This window comes from Phyllobacterium sp. NPDC097923 (genome assembly GCF_044760925.1).
In the GTDB taxonomy this organism is placed as follows: Bacteria; Pseudomonadota; Alphaproteobacteria; order Rhizobiales; family Rhizobiaceae; genus Phyllobacterium; species Phyllobacterium calauticae.
In genome coordinates this window covers 1218176-1244592 of record NZ_JBIWBL010000001.1, presented here as the reverse complement: position 1 = coordinate 1244592, position 26417 = coordinate 1218176, and the positions used below count along the sequence as shown (strand labels likewise).

The following is a 26417-nucleotide window of genomic DNA, read 5'->3' as shown; positions in this document are numbered from 1 at the left end:
CCACGAACAACCTATTCCAGCCTGCAAATCAGCAGCGAATTGCGCGGTGAACCTAACGGACCTGATCCAGCAGGCGCTTGCATTCCAAGAGGTCGAAAAGCGTTTCCTGCAGCAGGGTCCGGTTGTCTTTTGACAACCGCTTGCCGTCGGCAGCCACCGGCCCGTCATCGTCGCCCTTGATCAGGCCAAAGAGGCGCCGGCCATGGGACGATGATTTCGGCGATCCCATGATGGCGGCTTCTTCCGCCGCGTCGGCGCGTTCCTGCTCGGCGGAATGTGCTTCCTCCTCGCGAACGGCCGCCTGCTTCTGCTGGCTGATGGCTTCGGCGGCAGCGGTGTCGCCGCTGCCGAGCGCGATGATGAACTGCGCGCCATTCTCTCGCAAAAGCCGCTGCACGCCCTTGATCGTATAGCCCTGATCATACAGCAGATGGCGGATGCCCTTGAGCAGATCGACATCGAGCGGGCGATAGTATCGTCGTCCGCCGCCGCGCTTCATCGGTTTGATATGGGTAAAACGCGTTTCCCAAAAACGCAGAACATGCTGGGGAAGATCGAGATCTTCAGCAACTTCACTGATGGTTCTAAAAGCGTCGGGACTCTTGTCCATGTTTTCACCCTTTCAGGAGAAAATCTGATTCGACGCCCATTTCAGCGGTTTATCAAGTGGTTTTCAAGTACAACGCGAGATTGCCCCACAGCAATCTCGCCCAGGGAGCCGAAGCGCCCTGCATAAATCCGCTATGCAGATTTCTTCTTGCGTGCCTGATGCGAGCGCAAAATGCGCTGTTTGAGCACATTGGACGCCTTGAACGTCATGACCCGGCGAGGCAAAATGGGCACCTCCTCACCCGTTTTCGGGTTGCGGCCGATGCGTTCGTTCTTGTCCCGGACCTGAAACGTGGCGAACGATGACAATTTGACCGTTTCGCCACGAACAATGGCATCACATACTTCATCGAGAATGGTTTCGACGAGTGAAGCTGACTCCGTGCGTGAAAGCCCTACCTTGCGATAGACTGCTTCGGCCAGATCAGCGCGCGTAATGGTCTTACCCCCCATACGATCTCTAAGCTCTCGTTTGTTGCAAAACTATCAAGGTGGAAGCGGAAGTTATAGGATCAAATCCGATAGGGCAAGCAGGTAAAACAGTTGATAAAACAAACTGCTGACCCAACCGGACCATCACCACCGTAGCAGAACTGCACCCCACGTAAAGCCCCCGCCCATGGCTTCAAGAAGGACAAGATCGCCCTGCTTGATCCGCCCGTCGGCAACCGCCGTCGCCAGGGCCAGGGGGACGGACGCCGCGGAGGTATTGCCGTGCTGGTCAACCGTAATGACCACCTTTTCCTCGGCGAGGTTCAATTTCTTGGCTGATGCGTCGATGATGCGCTTGTTGGCCTGGTGCGGAACGAACCAGTCGACATCCTCGGCGGTGATCCCGGCTTCCGAGAACGAGGCTTCGATGACGTCGGTGATCATGCCGACCGCGTGCTTGAAAACCTCGCGGCCCTCCATGCGCAGATGACCGACCGTCTGGGTGCTGGATGGTCCGCCATCCACATACAACTTCTGCTTGTGCGAACCGTCGGACCGCAGGTTGGCGGTGAGAATGCCGCGATCGGATGTCAGGCCGCGTCCCTCATTGCCCTCAAGCACGACGGCACCAGCACCATCGCCGAACAGGACGCAGGTCGTGCGGTCATTCCAGTCGAGAAGCCGCGAGAACGTCTCTGAACCGATGACCAGAACGCGCTTGGCCATGCCGCCGCGAATGTAGAGGTCGGCAGTGCTGATGGCATAGACGAAGCCGGAGCAGACCGCCTGCATGTCGAAGGCAAAGCCATGGGTCATGCCGAGGCGTGCCTGGATGTCGACGGCGGAGGCCGGGAACGTATTGTCGGGCGTCGAGGTCGCCAGAATGATCAGGTCGATGTCGTCCGGTGTCATGCCGGCATTGTCGAGCGCTGCACGCGCAGCCGCCTCGCCCAGCGATGCGGTTGTTTCGCCCTCGCCTGCGATATAGCGCTGACGGATGCCCGTCCGCTGCACGATCCACTCGTCGCTGGTTTCGACAATGCCTTCCAGATCGGCGTTCTTGACCAGGCGCGCCGGTTTGGCCGCCCCTACACCTCTAACAACGGACCGGATCATTTATTTTTCCTACGCCTGTGGTTCTATTTCAGCTTCTGAATCATTTTCGGCCTCGCCCTGAAAAGCGACCCCGACCGGGCTTTTGTGAAAATGGCTCAGATCCGAGGCAATCTTTTCCAAAAGCTTGTTTCGGGCCATGTCATAGCCGACATCGACCGCCGAAGCGAAGCCCAGCGCATCGGTTCCGCCATGGCTCTTGATGACAACGCCGTTCAGCCCGAGAAACACGCCGCCATTGGTCTTGCGCGGGTCCATTTTCTCGCGCAGGCGATCAAATGCCCCCTTGGCGAAGAGATAGCCGATCTTGGCCATCCATGTGCGGCCCATCGCATCGCGCAGATACTGCGCGAACTGCTTGGCCGTCCCCTCCGCCGTCTTCAGCGCGATGTTTCCGGTAAACCCTTCGGTGACCACCACGTCGACAGCGCCCTTGCCGATGTCGTCGCCTTCGACGAAGCCGTAATATTCAAGGCTTGGCAAGGGAATCTCACGCAAAATGCGTGCCGCATCCTTGACGTCGTCCTGTCCCTTGATTTCTTCCACCCCGACATTGAGCAGGCCGATCGTCGGGCGTTCGATCTCGAATAGTGAGCGGGCCATGGCGGCGCCCATGACGGCATAGTCGACCAGCTGCTGCGCGTCGGCACCGATGGTCGCGCCGATATCGAGCACGATACTCTCACCGCGCAATGTCGGCCAGATGCCGGCAATGGCCGGGCGTTCCACATTGGCCATGGTGCGCAGGCAGAATTTCGACATGGCCATCAGCGCGCCGGTATTGCCCGCCGATACGCAGACATCCGCCTCGCCTGTTTTCACCGCCTCGATGGAGCGCCACATGGATGACTTCCAGCGGCCGTTGCGCAAGGCCTGACTGGGTTTTTCGTCCATACGCACCGACACGTCGCAGTGGTGGAATGTCGAGCTCGCAAGCGTGGGATAACGGTCGAGAACCGGCCTTACCTCTTCCTCACGACCGAAGATCACAAACCGGATATCAGGATGGCGCTCCAGCGCCGTTGCCAGACCGGGAATGACGATCTCAGGACCGAAATCACCGCCCATGGCATCAATGGAAATTCTGATCACTCTCGATTGTCCTGTTCAGTGAGTATGCTTGCTGGGTTTATCAATTGCTCAAAGACTCGGCGAAAATAGTCAATTTCCGTCGCTGTACAACCGGAATCTGCCGGACCTCCGGCACATAGACTGGAATCATTGTGAAAAACACTGCCCCTTTTTGGGTATTTTCCGTTGTTATAGCCCATCAGGGCAGTATTTCGATAGTCAGCCTCAGGAAATCGTCACAATCAAGGCTTCTGTTTCCAGTCCTTGAGGCCGGCAAACGGACTGACAGGCTTCTCCGCTGTTTCGTCATCACCGAAGACAACCTCGATGGGCGCATCCGATACGCCCTCCTTGCGGGGGTATGGGTCAATGGCCAGCTCGAAAAACTCCTCGGCTATGGCACCGGCATCCAGCGTATCGCCGGAAAATGTCTCGGGTATATCGGGACCGTCGGCGCTGATGATCAGCTCGCCGTTCTCATCGAGCGGCAAGCGCGCCAGCTTGGAGTTCTCCGGCACGAACAGCGTATCCACTTCCGCATTGACGACCGCATCGACGGGATCCGACGTGACAACGCAGGACTGGACGATCCGGGCCTTCACCACGCCGCGCACGCGTATGCCGTCCTTCTTCCAGGGAACAATCTGCAGATCGGCCTTGAACGACGTCACATCCTGCAATTCGTGAAAGTCCCGCAGTGCTATGCGCTCGCGCTCGTCCGCTTCGATCTTGACGGTCAGTCCCTTCTGCGGAAGCCGTTTGACCGAGATCGGGAAACTGAGTGCGCCATCGATATTTCTTGTCATTTTGCTCCCCTTCCTAATTCTGCAGGGTTTCTGCACCGGCGCTGGCGTCCGGAAAGGCCAGCTGCCCGCGGGCTATATCTTCATCCGACTGGTTTTCCAGGAACAACGCCGCTTGGATGGTGTATCCGGCCAGCGCGGAGGCGCCTGTCCATTCGCTGGTGTCAGGGCGGACATTGCGGGCCAGTGCGGCCGCCAGGGCCGGATGATCGTTGGTCTGGAGCGCCTTGTCATAGGACTCCACCCGGCCATAGAACATGCGCGCCAGTTTCTTCATCCGCTTCGGGATACCGGAGTCGCCGATCCCAAGCTCCCGCAGCGAGTGATCCACGTCCCGGAAGAATTCATCCGTCACTTCCTGTCCGATCATCTTGAGGGCGGGCGTCCTGCCCTTTATCCGGCGCATGAAAAGAAAAACGTGCAAAGATACCATTTCATAGCGTCCGAGCGGCGAATCCGGCACATCAATGTCAGAATAGAGGTATGGCTGCCGCGCCGCCGCCACGATCACATCGTAGAGGGCTGTGGTAATCGCCTCATTTGCTTTGGCCTTACGGCTGAATAAATTGAGAATCATATATGTGCTTTCACTTGGGTCGGGCCGCAACACGAGTCGCCGGTTGCATCGGACTTCAAGGTGGTTTACCGAAGTTCTGCGGGCAGCGAAAGACGTGGCCCCACTATTGAAATGGAGATGTCGTTGTTGCAGCGGATTTTCAAGGCCGATCGTTCCCGGGAATATCTTCTCGCCGGAACTCTGTTTTTTGTCGTAGGGCTTGCCGGCTGTAATACCGCCAACCTCAATCCATCCGAAACATTGTCGGAAGGTTATATCCTCGACGAGAAGGCGCTGGCGTTCGTTCCGGTCGGGTCCAGCCGCGAGCAGGTCATCCTGTCGCTTGGCAGCCCGTCCTCGACGGCAACGTTCGACAACGAAGTCTTCTATTACATTTCCCAGAAGCGCAAACGCAGCGTCGCCTTCATGCAGCCGAAGGTGACCGACCGTCGCATTCTTGCGGTTTATTTCGACCAGAAAAGCAAGGTCGCCAGCATTTCCAATTACGGATTGCAGGACGGCAAGGTTTTCGACTTCATCTCCCGCACCACGCCGACCGGCGGCAAGGACCTGTCGTTCCTCGGCCAGCTGCTTGCGGGCGTTGGCAAGGCACCCGGTTCCATTGGCGCGGGCGGACCTCCCGGTCAGTAATCCCTGCGCTGAAAACAAAAAACCCGCGAAACCTGATTTCGCGGGTTTTTCTTTGACGTGATGGACGCTTATCCGTGCGCAAGCACCGCCAGCAGCAGCAAGGCCACGATGTTGGTGATCTTGATCGCCGGATTGACCGCAGGGCCAGCCGTGTCCTTGTAGGGATCGCCAACCGTATCGCCGGTCACGGAAGCCTTGTGGGCTTCGGAGCCCTTCAGGTGCCGCGTTCCATCCTTGTCGACAAAGCCGTCTTCGAAGGACTTTTTGGCATTGTCCCAGGCACCGCCGCCGGATGTCATCGAAATGGCAACGAAAATGCCATTGATGATCACGCCGAGAAGCGAAGCACCGAGCGCGGCGAAGGCCGAGGCTTTTGAACCGGAAATCAGCAGCACGCCGAAATAGACGACGAGCGGCGCCAATACCGGCAGCAGCGATGGCACGACCATTTCTTTGATGGCGGCGCGGGTGAGAATATCCACCGCCCGCGCATAGTCCGGACGCTCCGTACCGGCCATGATGCCCGGCTTTTCACGGAACTGCCTGCGCACTTCTTCCACCACGGAACCCGCCGCACGGCCAACGGCCGTCATCGCGATACCGCCGAAGAGGTAGGGGATGAGACCGCCGAAGATCAGACCGGCGACAACGTAGGGATTGGAAAGCTCGAACGATACGGCGCCTATGCCCTTGAAATAGGAGAAGGCCGTCGAACCATCCTTGTTCGCTTCGCTGATGAAGAACTGCAGGTCGTTGGAATAGGCGGCAAACAGCACCAGCGCGCCCAAACCGGCCGAACCGATGGCATAGCCCTTGGTCACGGCTTTCGTCGTGTTGCCAACGGCATCCAGCGCGTCGGTGGATTTGCGCACGTCCGGATCAAGCCCGGCCATTTCCGCGATACCGCCGGCATTGTCCGTCACCGGACCGAAGGCATCGAGCGCAACGATCATGCCGGCAATGCCGAGCATGGCGGTAACGGCGATGCCGGTGCCGAACAGCCCGGCAAGCTGGTAGGTCGAGATGATGCCGCCGACGATGACCAGGGCGGGCAGCGCCGTCGATTCAAGCGACACGGCCAGACCCTGGATGACGTTGGTGCCGTGGCCGGTCACCGACGCTTGGGCAATCGAATTGACCGGACGCTTGTTGGTCCCGGTATAATATTCGGTGATCACCACGATCAATCCCGTCACCACGAGCCCGACAAGGCCGCAATAGAAGAGGTTGATGCCGGTGATCGACTTGCCTGCGACCGTTCCCACCTCACCCCAGCCGACAGTCATCGACGTGGCAAGGGCAAGACCGGCAATCGACAGAAGACCCGTCACGATGAGGCCCTTGTAGAGCGCACCCATGATCGAGTTGTTCGCACCGAGCTTGACGAAGAACGTCCCGGCAATCGAGGTGATGATGCAGGCGCCGCAGATGGCGAGCGGATAGAGCATGACCGTGCTCAGGACGGGCGTTGCGGCAAAGAAGATGGCACCCAGAACCATGGTGGCAACAATGGTCACCGCATAGGTTTCGAAAAGGTCGGCGGCCATGCCGGCGCAGTCGCCGACATTGTCGCCCACATTGTCGGCGATGGTTGCCGGGTTGCGCGGGTCATCTTCGGGAATTCCGGCTTCGACCTTGCCGACGAGATCGCCGCCGACATCGGCACCCTTGGTGAAGATGCCGCCGCCAAGACGGGCGAAGATGGAAATAAGCGACGCACCGAACCCGAGGGAGACAAGCGCGTCAATGACAACACGGTCCGCAGGCAGATGGCCCATCGGGCCTGTCAGGATATAATAATAGACCGAGACGCCCAAAAGCGCGAGACCGGCCACCAGCATGCCGGTGATCGCACCGGATTTGAAGGCGATCTCGAGACCGGCGGCGAGACTGCGGGACGATGCCTGCGCCGTGCGCACATTGGCACGGACGGAAACATGCATGCCGATGAAACCGGCAAGCCCCGACAAGACAGCACCGATCATGAAGCCGACTGCCGCGGTGGAAGACAAGAGGTACCAGACTGCTAGAAAGACAACGACGCCAACCATGGCGATCGTGGTATACTGACGTGTGAGATAGGCCTGTGCACCTTCGCGAATTGCACCGGCGATTTCTTGCATGCGCGCATTGCCCTGGTCCGCTGCGAGCACCGATTGGGTAGCCCAGAAAGCGTAAACGACAGACAGCAGACCGCAGGCGATGACGAGAAACAGTATAGTCATGCCACTCCCTCAGATTTTGACCCGAAAAATACCCCTCCCCAGGTCAGGTTCGGTACGGCACGCAAAATCTGCCAGGCCGGCAGAAACGCGACCGTATGTACTAGGAGTAACGAAGCGGATGCGAAAAGGTCAAGGCCTTTCGCTGAGGCGGCTCAGGGTTGGGATAAACCGATCTGATTCAGCAGGTTTGGCGCATTGTGTTCCGGCTGGTGCGTGGTTCGACAAGCTCACCATGAAGGATGTGGTTGGCTACACAACCATAGGTGCGGTGCAGGATATGGCTCCCTGCAGCCTGCGCCGCCCCTCATGGTGAGCTTGTCGAACCACGCACAGAGGGGGGGTGTCCGCCACTTTCAATGAATGGACGTCAGCCGCGCGGGTTCTTCGCGCCGCGGCTTTCACCGCGCAATTCGAAGGCCAGACGGTCGAGCACTGCATTCACCAGTTTGGGTTCGTCTTCCGTGTAGAAGGCCTTGGCGATGTCGATATATTCCGAAACGATAACCGCCGTCGGCACATCGGGACGGTTCTTCAGTTCCCAGATACCGGCGCGCAGGATCGCCCGCAGCGTGGAATCGAGCCGCGACAGCGGCCAGTCTTCGGTCAGGGCCTGACGGATCATCGGGTCGAGGGATGTCTGCTCGGCAACCACACCAGCGACAATGGCACGGAACCATTGCGGATCGGCATCCAGATACTGCGTACCATCGACTTCCTTGCCGAGACGGTGCGCTTCATATTCCGCCACCACCTCGATCACGCCGGTTCCGGCAACATCCATCTGGTACAGGGCCTGCACCGCCGCCAGGCGGGCAACGCCGCGCTTGTTGGCGGGCTTTACAGCGGGACTTTCCCCATCTTTGGAAGCAGGCATCCGGTCAGGCTCCGAGTTTTTCCTTGAGGGCAATCATGGTCAAGGCAGCGCGCGCTGCAAAGCCACCCTTGTCCTTGTCCTCGCGGCGGGCACGGGCCCAGGCCTGCTCTTCGTCCTCGACGGTGAGAATGCCATTGCCGATGGCAATGCTTTCTTCCACCGCAAGCTCCATCAGAGCACGGCAGGATTCATTGGCAACGATATCGAAATGATAGGTTTCGCCGCGAATGACCGTACCAAGCGCCACGAAGCCATCATACTCCGTTCCGCCGTCTTCCGCTGCATCGAGGGCAAAGGAAATGGCGGCAGGCACTTCAAGCGCGCCGGGAACGGTCACGACATCATAGGTTGCCTTGCCTTCATCGAGCGCCAGCTTGGCACCGTTCAGCAGGGCATCCGACAGGTCGTCGTAGAATCGCGCTTCCACGATCAACAGATGGGGCGCATGCGCCTTTTTTTTGGACATGGAAAACTCCAGAACTCAATGGGGGTGGCGAAGATGCTCCGCCTCTGCGTGTGGTCCTAGGCTGATTTCGGATATTCTGCAAGCCGTGCAGCGTATCTCGCCATCTGATCGATCTCGATATTCACCTTGTCACCGGCCTTGCGGTCACCCCAGGTGGTGACTTCAAGCGAATGGCGGATCAGCAGGACATCGAATTCATTGCCATTGACGGCATTGACCGTCAGCGACGTGCCGTCGAGCGCCACGGAGCCTTTCGGCGCGATAAACCGCGCCAGTTCTTCCGGCACCCGCAGCGTGAAGCGGACGGCATCGCCCTCATCCTCGCGCTTGACGATCTCGGCCATGGCATCGATATGGCCGGAGACAAGGTGCCCGCCCATCTCGTCGCCCAGCTTCAGCGAGCGTTCCAGATTGATGCGCGTGCCGTTCTTCCAGTTGGCGATGCTGGTCAGGCGCAAAGCCTCTTCCCAGGCTTCCACCTCGAACCAGCGGGCATTCGAACCCTTTTCCGGCAGCGTCACGACGGTCAGGCACACGCCTGAACAGGAGATGGAGGCGCCGATCTCGATCGTCTGCGGATCGTAATTGGTCTCCACGCGCAGAAGCACGCCTTCATTGAGCGGCTTGACCTGACCTATCTTGCCGATATCCGTTACAATTCCCGTAAACATGCATGGTTCCTCAGATGGGTCTTACGTATTCGCGATAGTGATCGTCACCGAAGCGGTCATCCCGCGACATCGTGAAGTCACGAGCGATATGGGAAGAAAGTTCCGGTACTGCAAGACCGCCGTCCGATCCGATTGCCAGCGGGCCTTCAAAAAGCGCAATGCGGTCAACGAGATCGTCCTGCAGAAGCGCGGACGCGACGGCAGCACCACCCTCCACCATCAGCGTGGCGATGCCCTGCGCCGCCAGATCGTCGAGCAGTTCCGGCAGCGCGGTCGCGCCGCAATCGGTTTCGGTCGCGAGCATACGGCAGCCCGCCGCGACCAGCGCCTGGCGCTTGGCCGGATCGGCCTGGGCGCTGGCGGCAATCCAAAGGGGAACGCTACCCGCCGATTGCACCAGCTTGCTGTCCAGCGGCAGACGCAGCCGGCTGTCGAGCACGATGCGCACCGGCGAGCGGTTTTCCAGCCCCGGCAGACGGCAGGTCAAGACGGGGTCATCGGCCAGCGCCGTGCCGATTCCCACGAGAATGGCATCGGATTCAGCCCGCATCAGGTGTACCTGCGCCCGCGCAATCGGGCCGGTGATGGCAATCTGGCCCGTCCCGTGCCTGCCGATATAGCCATCGGCGGAAAGTGCAAGTTTCAGAGTCACTTCCGGGCGTTTTTTCGATGATCGAATCAGGTAGCCGGCGAGATAATCGGCGGCTTCCGCTGCCAGAACGCCGGTCACCACCTCGATGCCGCCATTGCGCAGGATGGCATAGCCCCTGCCCGCCACCCGGTCATCCGGGTCATTGGCGGCGGCAACGACGCGGCTGACACCCGCCGTGACCAGTGCATCGGCACAGGGCGGCGTCTTGCCGTGATGGGCGCAGGGTTCGAGCGTGACATAGGCCGTGGCGCCCCTCGCCCGCTCGCCAGCCTCGGCCAGGGCTTGTGTTTCCGCATGCGGCCGCCCGCCGATGGCGGTCACGCCACGCCCGGCAATGACACCATCCTTGTCGACAATCAGCGTGGCGACGGACGGGTTTGTGCCCGTCAGCCCCTGATGGCTGCGCGACAGACGAATGGCCGCAGCCATGTAGCGCCGGTCAAGCGCACTCTGCTCCGATGGGTTCATGTGGTTCACTCATCCTCGACCGGATCGGACGCAACATCGCCAGCGGTGATTTCGTCGATCACATTGTGGAAATCCTTGGCCTCGCGGAAATTGCGGTAGACCGAGGCGAAGCGGATGTAGGCGATGTCATCGATGCCTTTCAGCGCATCCATGACCAGCCGGCCGATTTCGTCGGAGCTGACCTCCGGTTCGCCGGAGCTTTCGAGCTGGCGGACAATGCCCGACACCGCGCGCTCCACCCGTTCCGGATCGACCTGCCGCTTGCGCAGCGCCACTTCCACTGAACGCATCAGCTTGTCGCGGTCGAAAGCCACCTTGCGGCCACTTTTCTTGATCACGCTGAGATCGCGCAACTGCACGCGCTCGAAGGTGGTGAAGCGCCCGCCGCACACGGTACAGATGCGCCGTCTGCGGATCACCGCCCCATCTTCGGCGGGGCGGGAATCTTTCACCTGAGTATCCTCAGACTGGCAGTAGGGACAACGCATCGTTTGGCTTTCCGGAGATGATTCTGAAATCGGTAGTGGTCCGATTCTGACATTTGCGTCCCTTTGATACAGGCCATTCAGGCAAATGTCAGAATCAAAGGACCACTAGCAAGTCTATGATACTAGTGGAACTTTGAATTTGACATCCGCATGTTGCGGGTGATGTCAAACGGGGTGCGGATGTCAAATTCGTTCCACTAGGGGAAGATAGTGGCTTTCGGTACGATATAAAAGCACCCTGGCCGCAACGATGTGTCAAAGAAACGGTTGGTGTGACTGTTTGTGGCTGGCGGATGGCAGAGTCACATTGCGTGGTTCGACAAGCTCACCATGAGGGAGAGTGAGGATTGCAGAGAGCCATACCCTACAACCTTTGCGAGTAGCTTGAAGCCAACTCGCCTCCCTCATGGTGAGCTTGTCGAACCACGCACTTCCTCCCGCACCCGCAAACAAAAATGGCGGCGCTCAAGCACCGCCATTTCCAATATTTCTCCCGGAATTACTGTCCGAGGTAGGGGTAAAGCGGGAAACGCCCGGTCAGCTCGACCACCTTGGTCTGCACGGCCTTTTCCACCGCTGCATTGCCCTCGTCGGAATTGGCGACCTTCAGGCCATCGAGCACTTCCGAAATCAGATTGCCGATCTCGGTGAATTCGGCCGCGCCGAAACCGCGCGTCGTGCCGGCCGGTGTGCCCAGGCGCACGCCCGAGGTGACGAACGGCTTTTCGGGGTCGAACGGGATGCCGTTCTTGTTGCAGGTGATGTTGGCGCGGCCAAGCGCAGCTTCCGCACGCTTGCCGGTGGCGTTCTTGGGACGCAGGTCCACCAGCATCAGATGGTTGTCGGTGCCGCCCGAAACGATGTTGAGGCCGTTCTTCTTCAGCGATTCTGCCAGGGTACGAGCATTGTTCACGACATTCTGGCCGTAGGTCTTGAATTCCGGCTTCAGCGCTTCGCCGAAAGCCACGGCCTTGGCGGCGATGACATGCATCAGCGGTCCGCCCTGCAGACCGGGGAAGACAGCCGAATTGATCTTCTTGGCGATATCAGCGTCGTTGGTCAGGATCATGCCGCCACGCGGGCCGCGCAGGGATTTGTGCGTCGTGGTGGTGGTGACATGCGCATGCGGCAGCGGCGACGGGTGCACACCGGCAGCCACGAGACCGGCGATGTGCGCCATGTCGACCATGAGATAGGCGCCGATCGCGTCGGCGATCTGGCGGAAACGCTCGAAATCCCAGACGCGCGAATAGGCCGTGCCGCCGGCAATGATCAGCTTTGGCTTGTGCTGATGTGCCAGGCGTTCGATTTCGGCCATGTCGAGCAGGTTGTCGTCCTGGCGCACGCCGTAGGACACGACGTTGAACCACTTGCCGGACATGTTGACGGGCGAACCGTGGGTCAGGTGCCCGCCGGAATTGAGGTCGAGGCCCATGAAGGTGTCACCCGGCTGCAGCAGCGCCAGGAATACGGCCTGGTTCATCTGGCTGCCGGAATTCGGCTGCACATTGGCATATTCGCAGTTGAACAGTTTTTTGGCGCGTTCGATGGCCAGTTCTTCCGCGATATCGACAAACTGGCAGCCGCCATAATAGCGCTTGCCCGGATAGCCCTCGGCATATTTGTTGGTCATGATCGAGCCCTGTGCCTCAAGCACGGCACGCGAAACGATGTTTTCCGAGGCGATCAGCTCGATCTCGTGGCGCTGGCGGCCCAGTTCCTTGCGGATGGAGCCAAAAATTTCCGGATCGATGTCTTCGAGTGATGCGTTGAAAAATGTATCTGCAACGGAAGCGCTTGCATTCGACATGGTGCCTGGACCCTCATTTGCCGGTAAGTGAGTAGGTATTTCCGGCGCATTATCATACTTAAACGATCAAGGCCAATGGCCGGTGGGCGAAAAGCACTAGCCCGAAACCGCCATCCACCACTCAAATGCAAAAAGACCGCCCGGAGGCGGTCTTTGCAATATCAGCAAATTCAAGCAGATGCAGCGATCAGGTGTTGGTGCCGATCGACAGGGCCTGCTGGCCGTCGCGCTCGTAAATATCGTCGCGCAGCTGGACGACGCCGTCGCCGGTCGACCAGGCGCTGACATAGACGAAATGCAGGGGAACCGGATCGGCAACGGCAATCGGCGTGTTGACGCCGGATTTGATCGTCGCATCCATGGTCTGGCGGTCCCAGCCCGGCGTGTTGCGCAGCAGCCAGACGTTCAGATCGCGCACGTTCTGCACGCGCACGCAGCCGGAGGAATCGAAGCGCATCAGCTTGTTGAAATTGCCCTGCTGCGGCGTGTCATGCATGTAAACCGCGTAGGGATTGGGGAAGTTGATCTTGGTCGAGGACATGGCGTTGATCTTGCCCGGGTCCTGACGGAACATCAGCTTGACCGCATCGTCGGTGTTCCAGTCGACGCTTTCCGGCGGCACTTCCTGGCGCTGTTCGTTGAACAGGCGGATCTTGTTGCGCGTGAGGTATGTCGGGTCCTTGCGCATCAGCGGGATAATATCCTTCTGGATGATCGACTTCGGTGCCGTCCAGTAAGGGTTGAGAATAACTTCGGAAATCTTGGAGTCGAGAATCGGCGTCTGGCGGTCGATCTTGCCGACAATGGCCGTATGGCGCTGCACGACGCGGCCACCCTCGACGGCCTCGATCTGCGCGGCCGGAATATTGACCATGACATAGCGGGCGCCCTGATTGGCAGCGGCGAGCGTGCGCACGCGCTCCAGATTGGTCTGCAGCTGGCCGAGCCGGATATTGGCCGGAATGTTCATGGCAGCAATGGTGAACTGGCCCATGACACCATCAGCGGGAAGGCCGTGACGGGTCTGGAAACGCTTCACCGCCGCATCGACATAGGTGTCGAATGAATTGGAAATGCCGGCGCTCGCGGACAGATCGCCCGATACCATCAGGCGCTTGCGCAGGATGGAAACGGAAGGATCGACAACGCCGAGTTGCAGTTTGGTGGTAACCGGCACGTTCGGCCAGCCGCCACCGGCAACGATCTGGTTGTAGCTGTTGATGGCCGCCTGAATGAAGGACACTGTCTCGGGGCTGGCAATCGGCTGGAAGCTGGCCACCTTGGCATGGGCGCTGGAGCGTGCGTCGAACTGGTCGTCCCAGTTGCCGCGGCGTGGAGAAGCAAGGATGTCGTTGATTGCGGCATCTTCCGCCCAGGCGGACGATGCAATGGCAGCCAAACCAGCTGTTGCCACGCCCGTGAGGAATGTGCGGCGATCAAGCGCTGATGATCCTAGTTTCTTCATAGTATTGCCCAACCCAATTGGAAGTTCTGTAACCAACCCGTCGCCTCATAACGCAGAACACGGATTATGGTTTCCAAAATTATCAGGAACACCCTTAATAAACAGCAACTTTTGCACTGATCGCGTTATCGTGATGGTTCGAGCGCCGATCAGCCCGTGCGGAGGCCGCTATTTAAGCTTCACTGAATTATGGAATAACTCAAAACGCCTTTCCACGCCATTATGGCGGATTGATGACTTTTGGCCCGTTGGCACAGCCCTGCACAGCAAAGCCCGCCTTCGCAGTCACGCGAAGCCGGGCTTTTGTTTGACAGTGGTCTCGAGGATTACATGCGGTAGGCGATGGTATCGTTCCAGAAGCGGTCGAGACGCTGCAACGCCTTGTTCATCGACTGGAATTCTTCCGCCTTGATGCCGCCGACATGCTCGATCGACGCCACGTGACGCTCGTAAAGGCCTGCAACCAGTTCGGCCACTTCATTGCCCTTCTCCGTCAGGCTGACGCGAACCGAACGGCGGTCGGTGCGGGAACGCTCGTGGGAGATGAAGCCGAGCTCGACCAGTTTCTTCAGATTGTAGGACACGTTCGAGCCGAGATAGTAACCGCGGCTGCGCAGTTCACCGGCGGTCAGTTCAGCATTGCCGATGTTGAAAAGCAGCAATGCCTGGATGGCGTTGATGTCGCTGCGGCCGTTGCGGTCGAATTCATCTTTGACAACGTCAAGTAAACGACGATGCAGACGTTCGACCAACTGAAGTGCTTCAAGATAAAGAGTCCGCAATGCTGTATCATTGACGGTCGCATGCGGGCTCGTGCCAGACTTTCTCTGTATGTTGTTCATAATACCTGCCTCACTGTTGTTTCGGTGTATTTTTCTCACCGTTGAGGCAACACTATCGAATACGCATAAAATTCGAATTAAAACTCAGACTTAACAGTACCTTACCACGAGGCATGCAATTTCAGGCTTAATGAAGACTTACCGCTGCGGCATGGCCTGCTGGCGCTTCTGCAGCAAAAGCACGATACGGAAGGCGATATAGAGCAAGGCGACGCAGCCATGGATAACGGCAATTGCCGGCCGGTAATAAAAGTATTCCCAGAACACCGTGAACATCAGCGTCTCACCCGCGGCGGCCACGAACCAGATGACGGGACCCCACGAAACCATCATCCAGAGCCCGGTCGCCGCCACGGGAAACAGCATGGCCAGCGACACGGACGCCACCTTCCATTGCCAGGGCATCAGGTCGAAGCGCCAGAGCAGCCCGTCGTAGTAGCCCATGATCTGCACCCAGTAACCGACACCGGCCGCGAGGCAATACAGCGACACCAAACGCAGCAGCCAGATGAATCCGGTCTGGGCCAGCGTCGAATCGAAGGGCAGATGGGTGGGCTTCTCGATCATGTAAGCTGCAGTTCCCGCTCGCCCAATGGCGCGAAATAAGCGTCCACCATCTCAGGCGTCACGTCTTCAACCGTTGCCGGCTGCCAGACCGGCGCATTGTCCTTATCGACCAGCAGCGCCCGGACACCTTCATAGAAATCATGGTTTTCCAGCATTCGGGACAGGATCCGGTATTCCATCTGCATGCATTGATCCATGTCGAGATCACGTCCTTCTTCGATCTGCCTGAACGTCACGTGCAGGCTGGTGGGAGAACGTGTCCTGACGATATCCAGAACGCGCTGCGCATCCTCGTTTCCGTTCACGCCGGCGGCAGCCAGGCGGATGAGACAACCGCCAAGCGTTTGCGAATCGAAGAGCACGCCGATCATATCGCGTATTTTTTCACTGGTTTCATAGTCCGGATTGATCGTTTTGCCGTGCAAGGCTTCCGCCGGGTCGCCTGTTTTGATCAGGCTATGGCGGATCGCCTCCTTGTCCTGCGCCCGGATGGCATGGGTGGCAATGCCGCTCTGCAGGCAATCGCCCTGGCGGATACGGTTGCCTGTCAGGGCAAGGTAAGTGCCGAAATGTTCGGGCAAGTACGGCAGGAAGGCGCTGCCGCCCACGTCAGGAAAGAAGCCGATGCCGACTTCCGGCATGGCGAACATGACATTTTCCGTGACGATGCGGTGCGAGCCATGCACGGAAATGCCGACGCCACCGCCCATGACGATGCCGTCGATCAGGGAAACATAGGGTTTTGGAAAATGGCGGATGAAGGCGTTGAGCCGGTACTCGTCGTAAAAGAAGTCATAGAGCGGCTTGCCCGCCTGCCCCGCATGGTAGACGGCAAGAATATCGCCGCCCGCACAAAAGGCGCGGCCTTCCCCCTCAACGATAACGCAGGCGATATCGGGATCGACGGCCCAGGCCTGCAGGGCGCGATGCATCGCCCGGACCATGATCGGGGTCAGGGCATTGAGGGCTTTCGGGCGTGTCAAACGAACCAGTCCGGCCTTGCCCCTGGTTTCGAATACTATTTCGCCTTCGCCGCCGAAATCGATTTCCATGCACCCCTCCTCATTGATTATGATGAGGTTAGGAAACTCCGGCGCACCGCGTCAATGGATCACATCTGTTGCCAAGCATCTTGGTCCGAGGGGGGAAGCCTGTTAAAACACTTCTCAACAACAGCAGAAAGTCCGCTGCACGCGGATAAGGCAGCCATCATGAACAAAGTTTCCCCTTTTCATGCCAGCACCGGCAGGACCGTCGATGAAATCACGCAGAGCCGGCGACTGCGCCGCATGCGCAAGGCCGACTGGTCGCGCCGCCTGGTTCAGGAGAACCAGCTGACGGTGAATGACCTGATCTGGCCGATCTTTCTGTGCGAGGGGACGAATCGCCGTGAAGACATTGCCGCCATGCCCGGCGTGCAGCGCTTTTCTGTGGATATGGCCGCGCGCGAGGCGGAACGTGCCGCAAAGCTCGGCATTCCAGCCATTGCCACCTTCGCCAATATCGACCCGGCCCTGCGCGATGAGACGGGATCGGGCATTCTCGATGCCGACAACCTGATCAACCGCGCCACCCGCGCCATCAAGGATGCGGTGCCGGAAATCGGCATGATTACCGATGTGGCGCTCGACCCGTTCACCAGCCATGGCCATGATGGCATTCTGCGCGACGGCATCATCGTCAATGACGAGACGGTGGCGCAGATCACCCGTGGCGCCGTGCTGCAGGCAGCCGCCGGTGCCGATATCATTGCGCCGTCCGACATGATGGATGGCCGTATCGGTGCCATCCGCGAAGCGCTGGACCAGAATGGTTTCCAGGATGTGGCGATCATGGCCTATGCCACCAAGTTCGCATCGGCCTTCTATGGCCCCTACCGCGAAGCCATCGGCACGTCGGGACGCCTGAAGGGCGACAAGAAGACCTATTATATCGATCCGGCCAACACGGACGAGGCGGTCCGCGAAGCGGAGCAGGATCTGGCGGAAGGCGCGGATTCACTGATGGTCAAGCCCGGCCTGCCCTATCTCGACATCATCCACCGGCTCAAGCAGACATTCTCCGTCCCGACATTCGCCTATCAGGTGTCCGGCGAATACACGATGATCAAGGCCGCCGGCGCCAATGGCTGGATCGACGAGGAACGGGTGATGATGGAAACGCTGCTGGCGTTCAAGCGTGCCGGTTGCGACGGCATCCTGACCTATTTCGCCCCGCTTGTCGCCGAGCGACTGAAAGCCGGGCTTTAGACTGCATCAGCTCCGTGCGTGGTTCGACAAGCTCACCATGAGGGAAATGGATGGGCTGCACAGTCGATTGGGAACATTGAAGAATACAGTTCCCTGCAATCCTCACTCTCCCTCATGGTGAGCTTGTCAAACCACGCACAATGGCCATATGCAGCCCTATTGCGCAAAATCTCCTTGAATTTCCATTCTGGAGTTCCCACGTTCTGCAGCACGGCACTGTGTCCGTGTGTTTGAAACGGGAAACGAAATGAATACGAGCGCGCTTGACGGCGAAATAATCACCAACCGCCTGGATGACTGGCGGATGTATCAGGGCGTGCGGTCCAGCCGCATTTTTGCGTTCCTGATGGATTATGTCATCGTGTTTTTCCTGTGCATTCCGGTCGCGATCGTCATCGCCATTCTGGGTGTTGCAACGCTTGGCCTTGGATGGATGCTTTATGGCATCATGTTCCCGGCCGTGGCGCTCGCCTATGTGGCGACAACACTCGGCGGACCGCGCCAGGCAACCAAGGGCATGCAGATGATGGGCCTCAGGCTCGAGCGTCTTGACGGCCAGAAGGTCGATGGCCTGCTTGCGATCGTCCATACGGTGCTGTTCTGGGGATTGAATGTGGTGCTGACACCGCTGATCCTGCTTGCAACTTTCGTTGTCGACCGCAAACGCACGGTCCACGATCTTCTTCTTGGTACGGTCGTCGTACGCGCATATCATTAATCCAGAAGGCTCCCATCGGGAGCCTTCTTGCTTTACCGGCCACATCCATGACACATCTCAGGCTTGCTGCTCTCGCCGCAATGGCATTCGCATTCTATGGTTCCGGGCTTGGCGACAGCATCGCTGCTTCACCGGCCGGACGGTTTTGCGGCGAGGTGATTTCAAGCGGCGACTACCGGGATGTCGTCACGGCGCTCAATGTGGATCGTGATGGCCGCATATCGGGCACATACCAGATCGAAGCGCGCGATGGCCTCGTCATGGGAACCCTCGCGGAAAAAGATCCGGCCAAGGGTACCGAGCGCACGATGGTCTGGGTCGACAAATACGGCTCGGGTCTGCTGACCATCCGCTTTTCCAACGATTACCGTTCCTTCGCCGGCCGCTGGGGCCGTACGGTCGACGGCAAGGTGGATGCGCCGAGCCATTCATGGAACGGCCAGCCCTGCTACAATCTCAATGACGACCACGGCTGACATTAAGCTTGGCACCTTGGTCCTGGCCGTAACGTTTGCAACGACGACCCGCGACATTCACATCTGAATGCAATATAATTGAATTGACGTTTTCGGGGGTCTTACGATTCTATAGGGGTTGCAGACTGTTCCAGGATAACGAATGACGCATCAACCGCAGCAATCACCGCAGTTCTTCCTGACAGCACCCTCGCCCTGTCCTTATCTGGAAGGGCAATTGGAGCGCAAGGTTTTTACACACCTCGTCGGCGGGCGTGCCGCCGAGCTGAATGATCTCCTGACCCAGGGCGGTTTCCGCCGCTCCCAGAACATTGCCTACCGTCCGGCCTGCGAGAATTGCCGGGCCTGCGTTTCCGTGCGGATTCTCGCCGGGGAGTTCAAGCAGGACAAATCCATGCGCCGGGTCTGGAACCACAACCGGGACCTGATCGGCAATATCCACCAGGCGGAACCTTCGACGGAACAATACGCCCTCTTCCGGCGCTATCTCGATGCGCGGCACAACAAGGGCGGCATGTCGGAAATGACGGTGCTCGACTATGCGATGATGGTCGAAGACACCCACGTCCCCACCCAGATCATCGAATACCGCCGCCGCGGGCCGGATTCCTTCATCACCAAGAAAGGCGAAGGCGAGCTGATCGCCGTGGCGCTGACCGATGTCATGGGCGACGGATTGTCGATGGTCTATTCCTTCTTCAATCCGGATTACGCCGACCGTTCGCTCGGCACCTTCATGATCCTCGATCACATCCAGCGCGCCGCTGCCGCCGGCCTCCCGCATGTCTATCTCGGCTACTGGGTCGAGGGCTCGCGCAAGATGCAGTACAAAATCCGCTACAAGCCCCAGGAACATCTGGGCCCGAAGGGCTGGGAACGCCGCGATTAGTTCATGTGCACTTTGGTGATGCGTGGTTCGACAAGCTCACCATGAGGGAGGGCGAGGATTGCAGGGGAGCACTATTCTGCAACGTTTGTGACCAACCTTGCACCAAACCATATCCCTCATGGTGAGCTTGTCGAACCACGCACCACGAAACTGCCTTCTGCCGTTTGAAACAGATTTATGTGCAGGCGACCTAGAATAAGCCAGCGCTTGCGGCTAATGCTCGGGCCTCAAAACAAGAAAAAGACTTGGAAAGTCAGAGGAAATGTCCCAACCGCATCTCGATCACCGCAAGGGCCTGCTCATCACGGGCATAGGCGGACTGATACTCTCCGTCGATATCCCGCTGCTGCGCCTCGGCCAGGGGGAAACCTGGTCGACGCTGCTTTTGCGCAGCGGCACGACCTTCATCTGCGCTCTGATCATCTGGGCGGTGTGGAGCACGGTGACCGGCCGGGTCAAAACCATCCTGCCGGGACGGATCGGCTTTGCCGTGGCCGGGCTTTACGGCCTGGGCTCGATCTTCTTCATGATCGCCGTCTACAACACCTCGACCGCCAACCTTGTCTTCATCCTGGCGTTCAACACGGTGTTTGCGGCGCTGCTTTCCTGGATTTTCCTGAAGGAGCGCCCGAAAACCGCAACCTTCGTCGCCATGTTCTTCATGCTGATCGGCGTCGGGATCATCGTGCGCGAGGGCCTGTCATCGGGGCACCTGTTCGGCAATATCATCGCCCTGATGTCGACATTCTTCCTCGCCTCCGCCATCACGGTGACCCGCGCCTCGAAGAAGGATATGAGCTTTGCCGCCATTATCGGCACCGTCCTGCCGATGACCGTGGCGATTTTCATGGTTTCACAGCATGGCTTTTCCGTCGCCGCGCCCGGCTGGATCATCTTCAACGGCGCCGTGGTGACGACAATCGCCTTTGCCTGCCTGGCGACCGGCCCGCGCTTCCTGTCCGGGCCTGAAGTGGCGATGTTTTATCTCCTGGAGACGGTTCTGGCGCCGATCTGGGTCTGGCTGGTCTTTGCCGAACGTCCGAGCGATCCCACCCTGCTTGGCGGCATCATCATCATCACCACGCTGGTCAGCCATTCGATCTGGCAGATGCACAGCGCCCGCAAGCGCTCGCGGATGGCGGCGTTCCGCCACCCGATCTGAGACCCCCTATTCGGCTGCCTCGCTGGCATAGCCCGGTGCCGGATAGGCGGGCACGGTGCGCACGCCAGGGCGTGCGGCCGCTTCGGCTTCGTCCGGCTTGTTCGGACGGAAGCCCCAATGGAACGCACGCGCCATCCAGCGGCTGAGATCGTCCATGATCGTGTAGAAGGACGGCACGAACACCAGCGACAGGACGGTCGAGATCAGCAGCCCGCCGATCACCGCGATGGCCATGGGTGCCCGGAACTCGCCGCCATCGCCGAAGGCCAGCGCCGCCGGCACCATGCCCGCGGACATGGCAATCGTCGTCATGACAATGGGACGGATGCGCTTGCGGCCCGCGTCGATGATCGCCTCATTGCGCGGTATGCCGTGCTTGACCTCTTCAATGGCAAAATCGACCAGCATGATGGCGTTCTTGGTAACAATGCCCATCAGCATGAGAATACCGATGACCACGGCCATGGATACGGAATTGTTGGTGAGCAGCAGGGCGGCGGCCACACCGGCAATCGACAACGGCAATGACATCAGAATGGTGAAGGCATGGAAGATACTGCCGAACAGCAGGATCAGCACCACGAACACCAGCATCAGGCCCATGATCATCGCATTGCGGAAGCCCGCGAACACTTCGCCCATGACTTCGGCGTCGCCGGTTTCCTGAATGCGCACGCCATCCGGCATGGATTTGACCTGCGGCAAGCCCTTGACGATGGAAAGCCCCTCGCCGATCTCCTTGCCACCGGCCATGTTGGCGCCGACGACGACGCGCCGTTCGCGGTTGAAGCGCTCGATGGACGACGGTCCCTGGCCGAAACTGACCTGCGCGATGGATGCCAGCGGCACCACGACGCCGGATGGGGCGGTCACGGTCAGCGTGTTCAAGACGGTCAGATCGCGGCGGGCGTCCTCGGTCAGCTGAACCCGGATCGGAATCTGCCGGTCACCCACGGTGTATTTCGCCAGATTGGCGTCGAGATCGCCAAGGGTTGCAACGCGCAGCGCATCGGAAACGGCAGCCGTGGACAGGCCAAGCTCGGCCAGCTTGTCCATGCGCGGTGTCACGATGATTTCCGGACGGTCCAGCGCAGCGCTGGAGGACACCGCCTGGAAGCTGCCCGTTGCCGTCATGCCGCTCTGCATGGACCGGGCCTGCTCGCTCACCTTCTGGCCGTCCGCGCCGATGACGCCGACGGCAAATTCGCGCTCGCCGCGATCATTGACAAAGTTGGCGCGCAGATCCGGCACTTCGGAAAGCTTGGCAAAAATCTCGGCTTCGATCTGCTTCTGGCTCCGGTTGCGCTCGCTCTTGTGGCTGAGCTTGACGATCATGGTCGCGCGGCGCGTATCCGTCTCGCCCTTTGGCGACGACCCGCCGACGACATAGGTCTGCTGCACTTCCGGGATTTCCCGGATCCGCAGCGCCGCTTCATCGGTGACGCGGCGGGTTTCATCGATGCGCGAACCCGGCGTCAGTTCGAGATTGACCGCCACGCGCGCCTCGTCCTGTGCCGGGACAAACCCGGATGGCAGGAACCCCATGGCCCAGATGGCCGTTGCGAACAGCAGGACGCCGCTGATCAGCGTCAGCCAGCGATAGCGCAGCGTCACCCCAAGGAAGCGCGTATAGGCGCCAACCCAGCCGGTGTCATTGTCCTCATGGTGCAGGTTCTTGCCGTCGCGCAGGAGATAGGCGGTCATCATCGGCGTGATCAGGCGGGCGACCAGCAGCGAGAAGAACACCGCCACGGCGACCGTCAGGCCGAACTGCTTGAAATATTGTCCGGCGATGCCGCTCATGAAGCTGACCGGCGCAAACACCGCAATGATCGTCACGGAAATGGCGATAACGGCAAGTCCGATTTCGTCGGCCGCTTCCAGCGACGCGCGGTAAGGCGATTTGCCCGACCGCATGTGCCGGACGATGTTCTCGATCTCCACGATGGCGTCGTCGACGAGAATACCCGTCACCAGCGTGATGCCGAGCAGGCTGATCAGGTTCAGCGAGAAGCCGAGCATATCGATGGCCCAGAATGTCGGGATGGCCGACAGCGGCAGGGCAATCGCCGCGATCAGCGTCGCGCGGATATTGCGCAGGAACAGGAAGACCACGACGATCGACAATAGCGCGCCTTCGACCAGCGAGCTCATGGCAGCTTCATAATTGCCGTAGGTGTAGTTCACTGCATTGTCGATGATGCTGAACCGCACATCGGGGTATTTCTGCGTCAGCAGGTCCATGCGGTCCTGAACCCGCTTGAACACATCCGCATCGCTGGCACCCTTGGCGCGGAACACGCCGAGGGACACCACGGTCTGGTTGTTGACGCGGGCAAAGGATTTGGGTTCCTGGAACGAATCCGACACGGTGCCGATGGCATCCAGCCGGACAGAGCGCCCGCCCGCCAGCGGAATTTCGACGCTGCGCAGGTCGTCCAGCGTGCGGGATGCGCCAAGGGTACGGATGGTCTGCTGGGTTGAACCCAGATCGCCGCGCCCGCCGGTCAGATCGGCATTCATCGATTTCAGCGCGCGGTTGACGTCAAATGCGGTCACGCCCAATGCCGTCAGACGGTCCGGATCGAGCGAGACGCGGATTTCCCGCGTCACGCCGCCATAGCGTTCGACACGGCCGACACCCTTGACGCCCTGGATATCGCGCAGAATCTTGTCGTCGACGAACCAGGACAGTTCCTCGGATGTCATCGCCGGCGCGGAAATCGCATAGGTCAGGATCGACGAGCCCTCGACATCGACAGAGCTGACAATGGGTTCCTTGATCGTGGCAGGCAGATCGCTGCGGATGCGGGTGACCGCATCCTTGACATCGTTGAGCGCCTTCTGCGTATCCACTTCGAGGCGGAACTCGACGAGCGTTGTCGAAATGCCTTCGGTCAGCGTGGTGGTGACGTTCTTCACGCCGGTGATGTTGGCAACCGAATCCTCGACACGCTTGGCGATCTGGGTTTCCAGCTCGCTCGGCGCAACGCCGGGATCGGTGACCGCTACGGAAATCAGGGGAACATCGATATTGGGAAAGCGGGTGATCGGCAGCTTGGAAAAACTCATCAGGCCGAGAACGACGAGCACGACAAACAGCAGGATCGATGGAACCGGATTGCGGATCGACCAGGCGGAAATGTTCCAGTTCATTTGACTGCCCCCGTCGTTTCCGCGGCAATGCGCATGGGCGTCACCCGGTCGCCATTGGCAACGAACGTACCGGCCCGCGCGACAACGTCTTCGCCGTCGGTAAGGCCGTCGAGCACTTCCACTGCGCGGTCATTGCGGATGCCGAGGGTGACCTTGCGCGTGTCGACCACGCCGTCCTTGACCACCTGCACAAGGGCCGTCGGGCCGCGATAGACAACAGCCGAGAGCGGGACGCTGACGCCATTGCGCCGGGTCAATTCGATGACCGCACGGGCAAAGTTGCCGGGCCGGATCGCGTCATTGCGCTCCAGTGAAATCTTCACCGCACCGAGGCGCGAGCTTGCGGTGATTTCCGGGGAGATGAGGCGCACCCGGCCGGAAACCGGCTGTTCCATGCCGGACACGCGCACAGCCACCGGCATGTCAGGCTTGAGGCGCGGCAAATCCACTTCCGGTATATTGGCCGAAAGTTCGAATTCGCCGTCTCGGGCGATGCGGAACAGCGGACCGGCATTCATCGACACAATGCCGCCAAGCAGCGCATTACGGCTGAGGACGACGCCGGTCGTCGGTGCCTTGACGTCGGCCTTTTCGATGCGCAGCAGGACGTCGCGCTTCTGCGCGGCGACCAATTGCAGCTGTGACTGGCTGGCGACCAGCGCCTGCCGGGATGTGTTGAGCCGGGCATTGGCGCTGTCATAGGCATTGGTGGCATTGTCGAAATCGGCTTTGGAGGTGATGCCCTTGGCCGACAGGGCGCGGGCACGGTCGAGCGCTTCCTGGGCCTGCCGGACGGCGATCTGCGCATCAACGATCTGCGCCTCCGACTGGGCGATGGACGCTTCGGCCTGGGCGCGCTGCGCCTCGATCTGCGCCAGCTGGATTTCGAGGGACGATTTGTCGAGGCGGGCGATGATCTCGCCCTCCATCACCCGGTCACCCTGATCGGCGCTGAGTTCGAGCACGATCAGCCCCGCCACATCAGTTCCCACGGCAACCTCCTGACGCGGAACGATGGTGCCGGTGACGGTGATGGACGCGACCATCTCGGCTTCGACGGCCGGAATGACATTGATGACCGGCGGCTTGACCGCCTGTACGGCCGTTTTGTCCTCAGCCATGGCGGCAGGGATAAGCGCGGCGGTGAGGCTGAGGGCCAGAACGACGGATGCCAGAAGTTTAGTGCGACGGTTGCGCATCGGATTACCTGATCAAAAGAGGTATTTGCTGGATCGGTATGTCAGTATTTATGCTTGCACGGGGCGCAGGATGCCGACCGCAAGAGCGCGGAACATCGGCTCCAGCGCCTCGACAGGCACACCCTGTGCCGGAAAATTCCGCATGATGATCCCCTCGCCCATGGCGGCAAGGCTGGCCACGACAAGCTCCAGATCACCGACGGGATCAATCTCGCCCCGGGCCTTCGCGGCGCCGACGGCCGACAGAAGCTTTTCGCGCATCTGCCCTTCATAAAGCTCGCACTGGGCCGCAACGGCTTCGTTGCGGATGGCTTCCGCCCGCACCTCGGCAAAAAGCCGCGCGCTGGCGTCGTCAACGCCGTTCGCCGACTTCTGGCGAACGTGATCGAGGCCCACCATCACAAGCGCATCGATGATGTTGCCGTAACCGCTCATGCGGTCGAGAATTTCGGCGCTTGCCTTGCGATGGCCCGCGACGATGGCTTCGATCAGGGATTCTTTCGAGGGGAAGTAACGGTAAAGCGCACCGGGGCTCATGCCGGCCTCGGAGCAGATGTCATTCATCGATGCGCCACGAAAGCCCGCACGGACAAAACAGTTGGTGGCGGCTTCAAGGATGCGCGCTTCCTGCACTTCGCGGTTCTGCGCCCGTTTGCCGAACAGCTTGGCGACAAAACAACCGGATTCCCTGTCCGATCCGTCATCGGTCAGGAGCTTCGATTGATTTGGCAGAATACTGTCGGTCACGAGGCACCACAAAAAAGAGCGAATGTTCACTCTCATTTATAGCGAAACGAAAAACCGG

General features: G+C 59.6%; 26 protein-coding genes. 6 read left to right on the top strand and 20 right to left on the bottom strand.

Features of this window, described 5'->3' with window-relative positions:
• Positions 1 to 52: 52 nt before the first annotated feature.
• From ACIQWS_RS06305 to ACIQWS_RS06280, 6 genes are all read right to left on the bottom strand, one after another.
• Complete coding sequence (locus tag ACIQWS_RS06305; RefSeq protein ID WP_403172928.1) at positions 53 to 610, bottom strand: MerR family transcriptional regulator; 558 nt, start codon at positions 608 to 610, stop codon at positions 53 to 55.
• Positions 611 to 741: 131 nt separating this feature from the next.
• Positions 742 to 1062: an integration host factor subunit alpha gene (locus tag ACIQWS_RS06300; RefSeq protein WP_091883889.1), complete on the bottom strand. Its 321-nt coding sequence runs from the start codon at positions 1060 to 1062 to the stop codon at positions 742 to 744.
• 123 nt (positions 1063 to 1185) lie between these two features.
• Positions 1186 to 2157: a beta-ketoacyl-ACP synthase III gene (locus ACIQWS_RS06295; RefSeq protein ID WP_105735591.1), complete on the bottom strand. Its 972-nt coding sequence runs from the start codon at positions 2155 to 2157 to the stop codon at positions 1186 to 1188.
• A gap of 9 nt (positions 2158 to 2166) precedes the next feature.
• Positions 2167 to 3246 (bottom strand): phosphate acyltransferase PlsX, encoded by a 1080-nt coding sequence (plsX, locus tag ACIQWS_RS06290; protein WP_403172911.1) that lies wholly within the window; start codon positions 3244 to 3246, stop codon positions 2167 to 2169.
• A 221-nt stretch (positions 3247 to 3467) separates the two neighbouring features.
• Positions 3468 to 4031, bottom strand: coding sequence for a DUF177 domain-containing protein (locus tag ACIQWS_RS06285; RefSeq protein ID WP_346306620.1), 564 nt, complete (start codon positions 4029 to 4031; stop codon positions 3468 to 3470).
• 13 nt (positions 4032 to 4044) lie between these two features.
• On the bottom strand, positions 4045 to 4605 hold the full coding sequence (locus ACIQWS_RS06280; protein ID WP_288193387.1) for a ubiquinol-cytochrome C chaperone family protein: 561 nt from the start codon (positions 4603 to 4605) through the stop codon (positions 4045 to 4047).
• 123 nt (positions 4606 to 4728) lie between these two features.
• Here ACIQWS_RS06280 and ACIQWS_RS06275 point away from each other — a divergent pair, with 123 nt between their 5' ends.
• A complete protein-coding gene (locus ACIQWS_RS06275; protein ID WP_346306623.1) occupies positions 4729 to 5235 on the top strand; it encodes an outer membrane protein assembly factor BamE in 507 nt (168 codons plus the stop codon).
• 68 nt (positions 5236 to 5303) lie between these two features.
• Here the strand turns inward: ACIQWS_RS06275 and ACIQWS_RS06270 are convergent, their stop codons facing one another.
• From ACIQWS_RS06270 to ACIQWS_RS06220, 11 genes are all read right to left on the bottom strand, one after another.
• Entirely contained in the window at positions 5304 to 7460 is a 2157-nt protein-coding gene (locus ACIQWS_RS06270) for a sodium-translocating pyrophosphatase (protein WP_403172903.1), read from the bottom strand.
• Between the two features lie 367 nt (positions 7461 to 7827).
• Positions 7828 to 8334: a transcription antitermination factor NusB gene (nusB, locus tag ACIQWS_RS06265; RefSeq protein WP_223615721.1), complete on the bottom strand. Its 507-nt coding sequence runs from the start codon at positions 8332 to 8334 to the stop codon at positions 7828 to 7830.
• Between the two features lie 4 nt (positions 8335 to 8338).
• Positions 8339 to 8800: a 6,7-dimethyl-8-ribityllumazine synthase gene (ribH, locus tag ACIQWS_RS06260; RefSeq protein ID WP_105735603.1), complete on the bottom strand. Its 462-nt coding sequence runs from the start codon at positions 8798 to 8800 to the stop codon at positions 8339 to 8341.
• Between the two features lie 56 nt (positions 8801 to 8856).
• Positions 8857 to 9471 (bottom strand): riboflavin synthase, encoded by a 615-nt coding sequence (locus ACIQWS_RS06255; protein ID WP_223615720.1) that lies wholly within the window; start codon positions 9469 to 9471, stop codon positions 8857 to 8859.
• 10 nt (positions 9472 to 9481) lie between these two features.
• On the bottom strand, positions 9482 to 10591 hold the full coding sequence (gene ribD, locus ACIQWS_RS06250) for a bifunctional diaminohydroxyphosphoribosylaminopyrimidine deaminase/5-amino-6-(5-phosphoribosylamino)uracil reductase RibD (protein ID WP_403172886.1): 1110 nt from the start codon (positions 10589 to 10591) through the stop codon (positions 9482 to 9484).
• A 5-nt stretch (positions 10592 to 10596) separates the two neighbouring features.
• Entirely contained in the window at positions 10597 to 11079 is a 483-nt protein-coding gene (gene nrdR, locus ACIQWS_RS06245; RefSeq protein WP_105735609.1) for a transcriptional regulator NrdR, read from the bottom strand.
• A gap of 499 nt (positions 11080 to 11578) precedes the next feature.
• Entirely contained in the window at positions 11579 to 12889 is a 1311-nt protein-coding gene (gene glyA, locus ACIQWS_RS06240; RefSeq protein ID WP_403172868.1) for a serine hydroxymethyltransferase, read from the bottom strand.
• Positions 12890 to 13076: 187 nt separating this feature from the next.
• Positions 13077 to 14366, bottom strand: a complete 1290-nt coding sequence (locus ACIQWS_RS06235; protein ID WP_374042779.1) for a murein L,D-transpeptidase — start codon at positions 14364 to 14366, stop codon at positions 13077 to 13079.
• A 314-nt stretch (positions 14367 to 14680) separates the two neighbouring features.
• A complete protein-coding gene (gene ldtR / locus ACIQWS_RS06230; RefSeq protein ID WP_105735615.1) occupies positions 14681 to 15196 on the bottom strand; it encodes a transcriptional regulator LdtR in 516 nt (171 codons plus the stop codon).
• Positions 15197 to 15334: 138 nt separating this feature from the next.
• A complete protein-coding gene (locus tag ACIQWS_RS06225; protein ID WP_223615716.1) occupies positions 15335 to 15763 on the bottom strand; it encodes a DUF6163 family protein in 429 nt (142 codons plus the stop codon).
• Positions 15760 to 16815 (bottom strand): enoyl-CoA hydratase/isomerase family protein, encoded by a 1056-nt coding sequence (locus ACIQWS_RS06220; protein WP_403172849.1) that lies wholly within the window; start codon positions 16813 to 16815, stop codon positions 15760 to 15762. The genes ACIQWS_RS06225 and ACIQWS_RS06220 overlap by 4 nt, the downstream gene beginning before the upstream one ends.
• Positions 16816 to 16974: 159 nt before the next feature.
• Between ACIQWS_RS06220 and hemB the strand changes: the two genes are divergently transcribed.
• The 5 genes from hemB to ACIQWS_RS06195 all read left to right on the top strand — a co-directional run bounded on the left by hemB (position 16975) and on the right by ACIQWS_RS06195 (position 21257).
• Positions 16975 to 18012 (top strand): porphobilinogen synthase, encoded by a 1038-nt coding sequence (hemB, locus tag ACIQWS_RS06215; RefSeq protein WP_403172845.1) that lies wholly within the window; start codon positions 16975 to 16977, stop codon positions 18010 to 18012.
• Between the two features lie 304 nt (positions 18013 to 18316).
• Positions 18317 to 18730: an RDD family protein gene (locus ACIQWS_RS06210; protein WP_403177534.1), complete on the top strand. Its 414-nt coding sequence runs from the start codon at positions 18317 to 18319 to the stop codon at positions 18728 to 18730.
• Positions 18731 to 18777: 47 nt separating this feature from the next.
• Positions 18778 to 19206, top strand: coding sequence for a hypothetical protein (locus ACIQWS_RS06205; protein WP_346305626.1), 429 nt, complete (start codon positions 18778 to 18780; stop codon positions 19204 to 19206).
• Positions 19207 to 19348: 142 nt separating this feature from the next.
• Positions 19349 to 20095 carry an arginyltransferase gene (locus ACIQWS_RS06200; protein WP_223615712.1) on the top strand — a complete coding sequence of 249 codons (747 nt, stop codon included), beginning with the start codon at positions 19349 to 19351 and terminating at the stop codon, positions 20093 to 20095.
• Between the two features lie 262 nt (positions 20096 to 20357).
• A complete protein-coding gene (locus ACIQWS_RS06195) occupies positions 20358 to 21257 on the top strand; it encodes a DMT family transporter (RefSeq protein ID WP_403172835.1) in 900 nt (299 codons plus the stop codon).
• A 6-nt stretch (positions 21258 to 21263) separates the two neighbouring features.
• Here ACIQWS_RS06195 and ACIQWS_RS06190 read toward each other — a convergent pair whose 3' ends face one another.
• From ACIQWS_RS06190 to ACIQWS_RS06180, 3 genes are read right to left on the bottom strand one after another with little or no spacing between them, the layout of a single operon-like run.
• Positions 21264 to 24413, bottom strand: a complete 3150-nt coding sequence (locus tag ACIQWS_RS06190) for an efflux RND transporter permease subunit (RefSeq protein WP_403172826.1) — start codon at positions 24411 to 24413, stop codon at positions 21264 to 21266.
• Entirely contained in the window at positions 24410 to 25612 is a 1203-nt protein-coding gene (locus ACIQWS_RS06185; protein WP_403172816.1) for an efflux RND transporter periplasmic adaptor subunit, read from the bottom strand. Before ACIQWS_RS06185 ends, ACIQWS_RS06190 begins: the two co-directional genes overlap by 4 nt.
• 48 nt (positions 25613 to 25660) lie before the next feature.
• The gene (locus ACIQWS_RS06180; protein ID WP_346306208.1) at positions 25661 to 26359 is read right to left on the bottom strand and encodes a TetR/AcrR family transcriptional regulator; all 699 of its coding nucleotides are present in this window, start codon (positions 26357 to 26359) and stop codon (positions 25661 to 25663) included.
• Positions 26360 to 26417: the final 58 nt, after the last annotated feature.

What these genes read in the sequence shown, in the direction of transcription:
- ACIQWS_RS06305 (WP_403172928.1), bottom strand. Translation starts at nt 610, where the DNA reads ATGGACAAGAGTCCCGACGCTTTTAGAACCATCAGTGAAGTTGCTGAA.
- ACIQWS_RS06300 (WP_091883889.1), bottom strand. Translation starts at nt 1,062, where the DNA reads ATGGGGGGTAAGACCATTACGCGCGCTGATCTGGCCGAAGCAGTCTAT.
- ACIQWS_RS06295 (WP_105735591.1), bottom strand. Translation starts at nt 2,157, where the DNA reads ATGATCCGGTCCGTTGTTAGAGGTGTAGGGGCGGCCAAACCGGCGCGC.
- ACIQWS_RS06285 (WP_346306620.1), bottom strand. Translation starts at nt 4,031, where the DNA reads ATGACAAGAAATATCGATGGCGCACTCAGTTTCCCGATCTCGGTCAAA.
- ACIQWS_RS06280 (WP_288193387.1), bottom strand. Translation starts at nt 4,605, where the DNA reads ATGATTCTCAATTTATTCAGCCGTAAGGCCAAAGCAAATGAGGCGATT.
- ACIQWS_RS06270 (WP_403172903.1), bottom strand. Translation starts at nt 7,460, where the DNA reads ATGACTATACTGTTTCTCGTCATCGCCTGCGGTCTGCTGTCTGTCGTT.
- nusB (WP_223615721.1), bottom strand. Translation starts at nt 8,334, where the DNA reads ATGCCTGCTTCCAAAGATGGGGAAAGTCCCGCTGTAAAGCCCGCCAAC.
- ribH (WP_105735603.1), bottom strand. Translation starts at nt 8,800, where the DNA reads ATGTCCAAAAAAAAGGCGCATGCGCCCCATCTGTTGATCGTGGAAGCG.
- ACIQWS_RS06255 (WP_223615720.1), bottom strand. Translation starts at nt 9,471, where the DNA reads ATGTTTACGGGAATTGTAACGGATATCGGCAAGATAGGTCAGGTCAAG.
- ribD (WP_403172886.1), bottom strand. Translation starts at nt 10,591, where the DNA reads ATGAACCCATCGGAGCAGAGTGCGCTTGACCGGCGCTACATGGCTGCG.
- nrdR (WP_105735609.1), bottom strand. Translation starts at nt 11,079, where the DNA reads ATGCGTTGTCCCTACTGCCAGTCTGAGGATACTCAGGTGAAAGATTCC.
- glyA (WP_403172868.1), bottom strand. Translation starts at nt 12,889, where the DNA reads ATGTCGAATGCAAGCGCTTCCGTTGCAGATACATTTTTCAACGCATCA.
- ldtR (WP_105735615.1), bottom strand. Translation starts at nt 15,196, where the DNA reads ATGAACAACATACAGAGAAAGTCTGGCACGAGCCCGCATGCGACCGTC.
- ACIQWS_RS06225 (WP_223615716.1), bottom strand. Translation starts at nt 15,763, where the DNA reads ATGATCGAGAAGCCCACCCATCTGCCCTTCGATTCGACGCTGGCCCAG.
- ACIQWS_RS06220 (WP_403172849.1), bottom strand. Translation starts at nt 16,815, where the DNA reads ATGGAAATCGATTTCGGCGGCGAAGGCGAAATAGTATTCGAAACCAGG.
- hemB (WP_403172845.1), top strand. Translation starts at nt 16,975, where the DNA reads ATGAACAAAGTTTCCCCTTTTCATGCCAGCACCGGCAGGACCGTCGAT.
- ACIQWS_RS06210 (WP_403177534.1), top strand. Translation starts at nt 18,317, where the DNA reads ATGTATCAGGGCGTGCGGTCCAGCCGCATTTTTGCGTTCCTGATGGAT.
- ACIQWS_RS06205 (WP_346305626.1), top strand. Translation starts at nt 18,778, where the DNA reads ATGACACATCTCAGGCTTGCTGCTCTCGCCGCAATGGCATTCGCATTC.
- ACIQWS_RS06200 (WP_223615712.1), top strand. Translation starts at nt 19,349, where the DNA reads ATGACGCATCAACCGCAGCAATCACCGCAGTTCTTCCTGACAGCACCC.
- ACIQWS_RS06195 (WP_403172835.1), top strand. Translation starts at nt 20,358, where the DNA reads ATGTCCCAACCGCATCTCGATCACCGCAAGGGCCTGCTCATCACGGGC.
- ACIQWS_RS06190 (WP_403172826.1), bottom strand. Translation starts at nt 24,413, where the DNA reads ATGAACTGGAACATTTCCGCCTGGTCGATCCGCAATCCGGTTCCATCG.
- ACIQWS_RS06185 (WP_403172816.1), bottom strand. Translation starts at nt 25,612, where the DNA reads ATGCGCAACCGTCGCACTAAACTTCTGGCATCCGTCGTTCTGGCCCTC.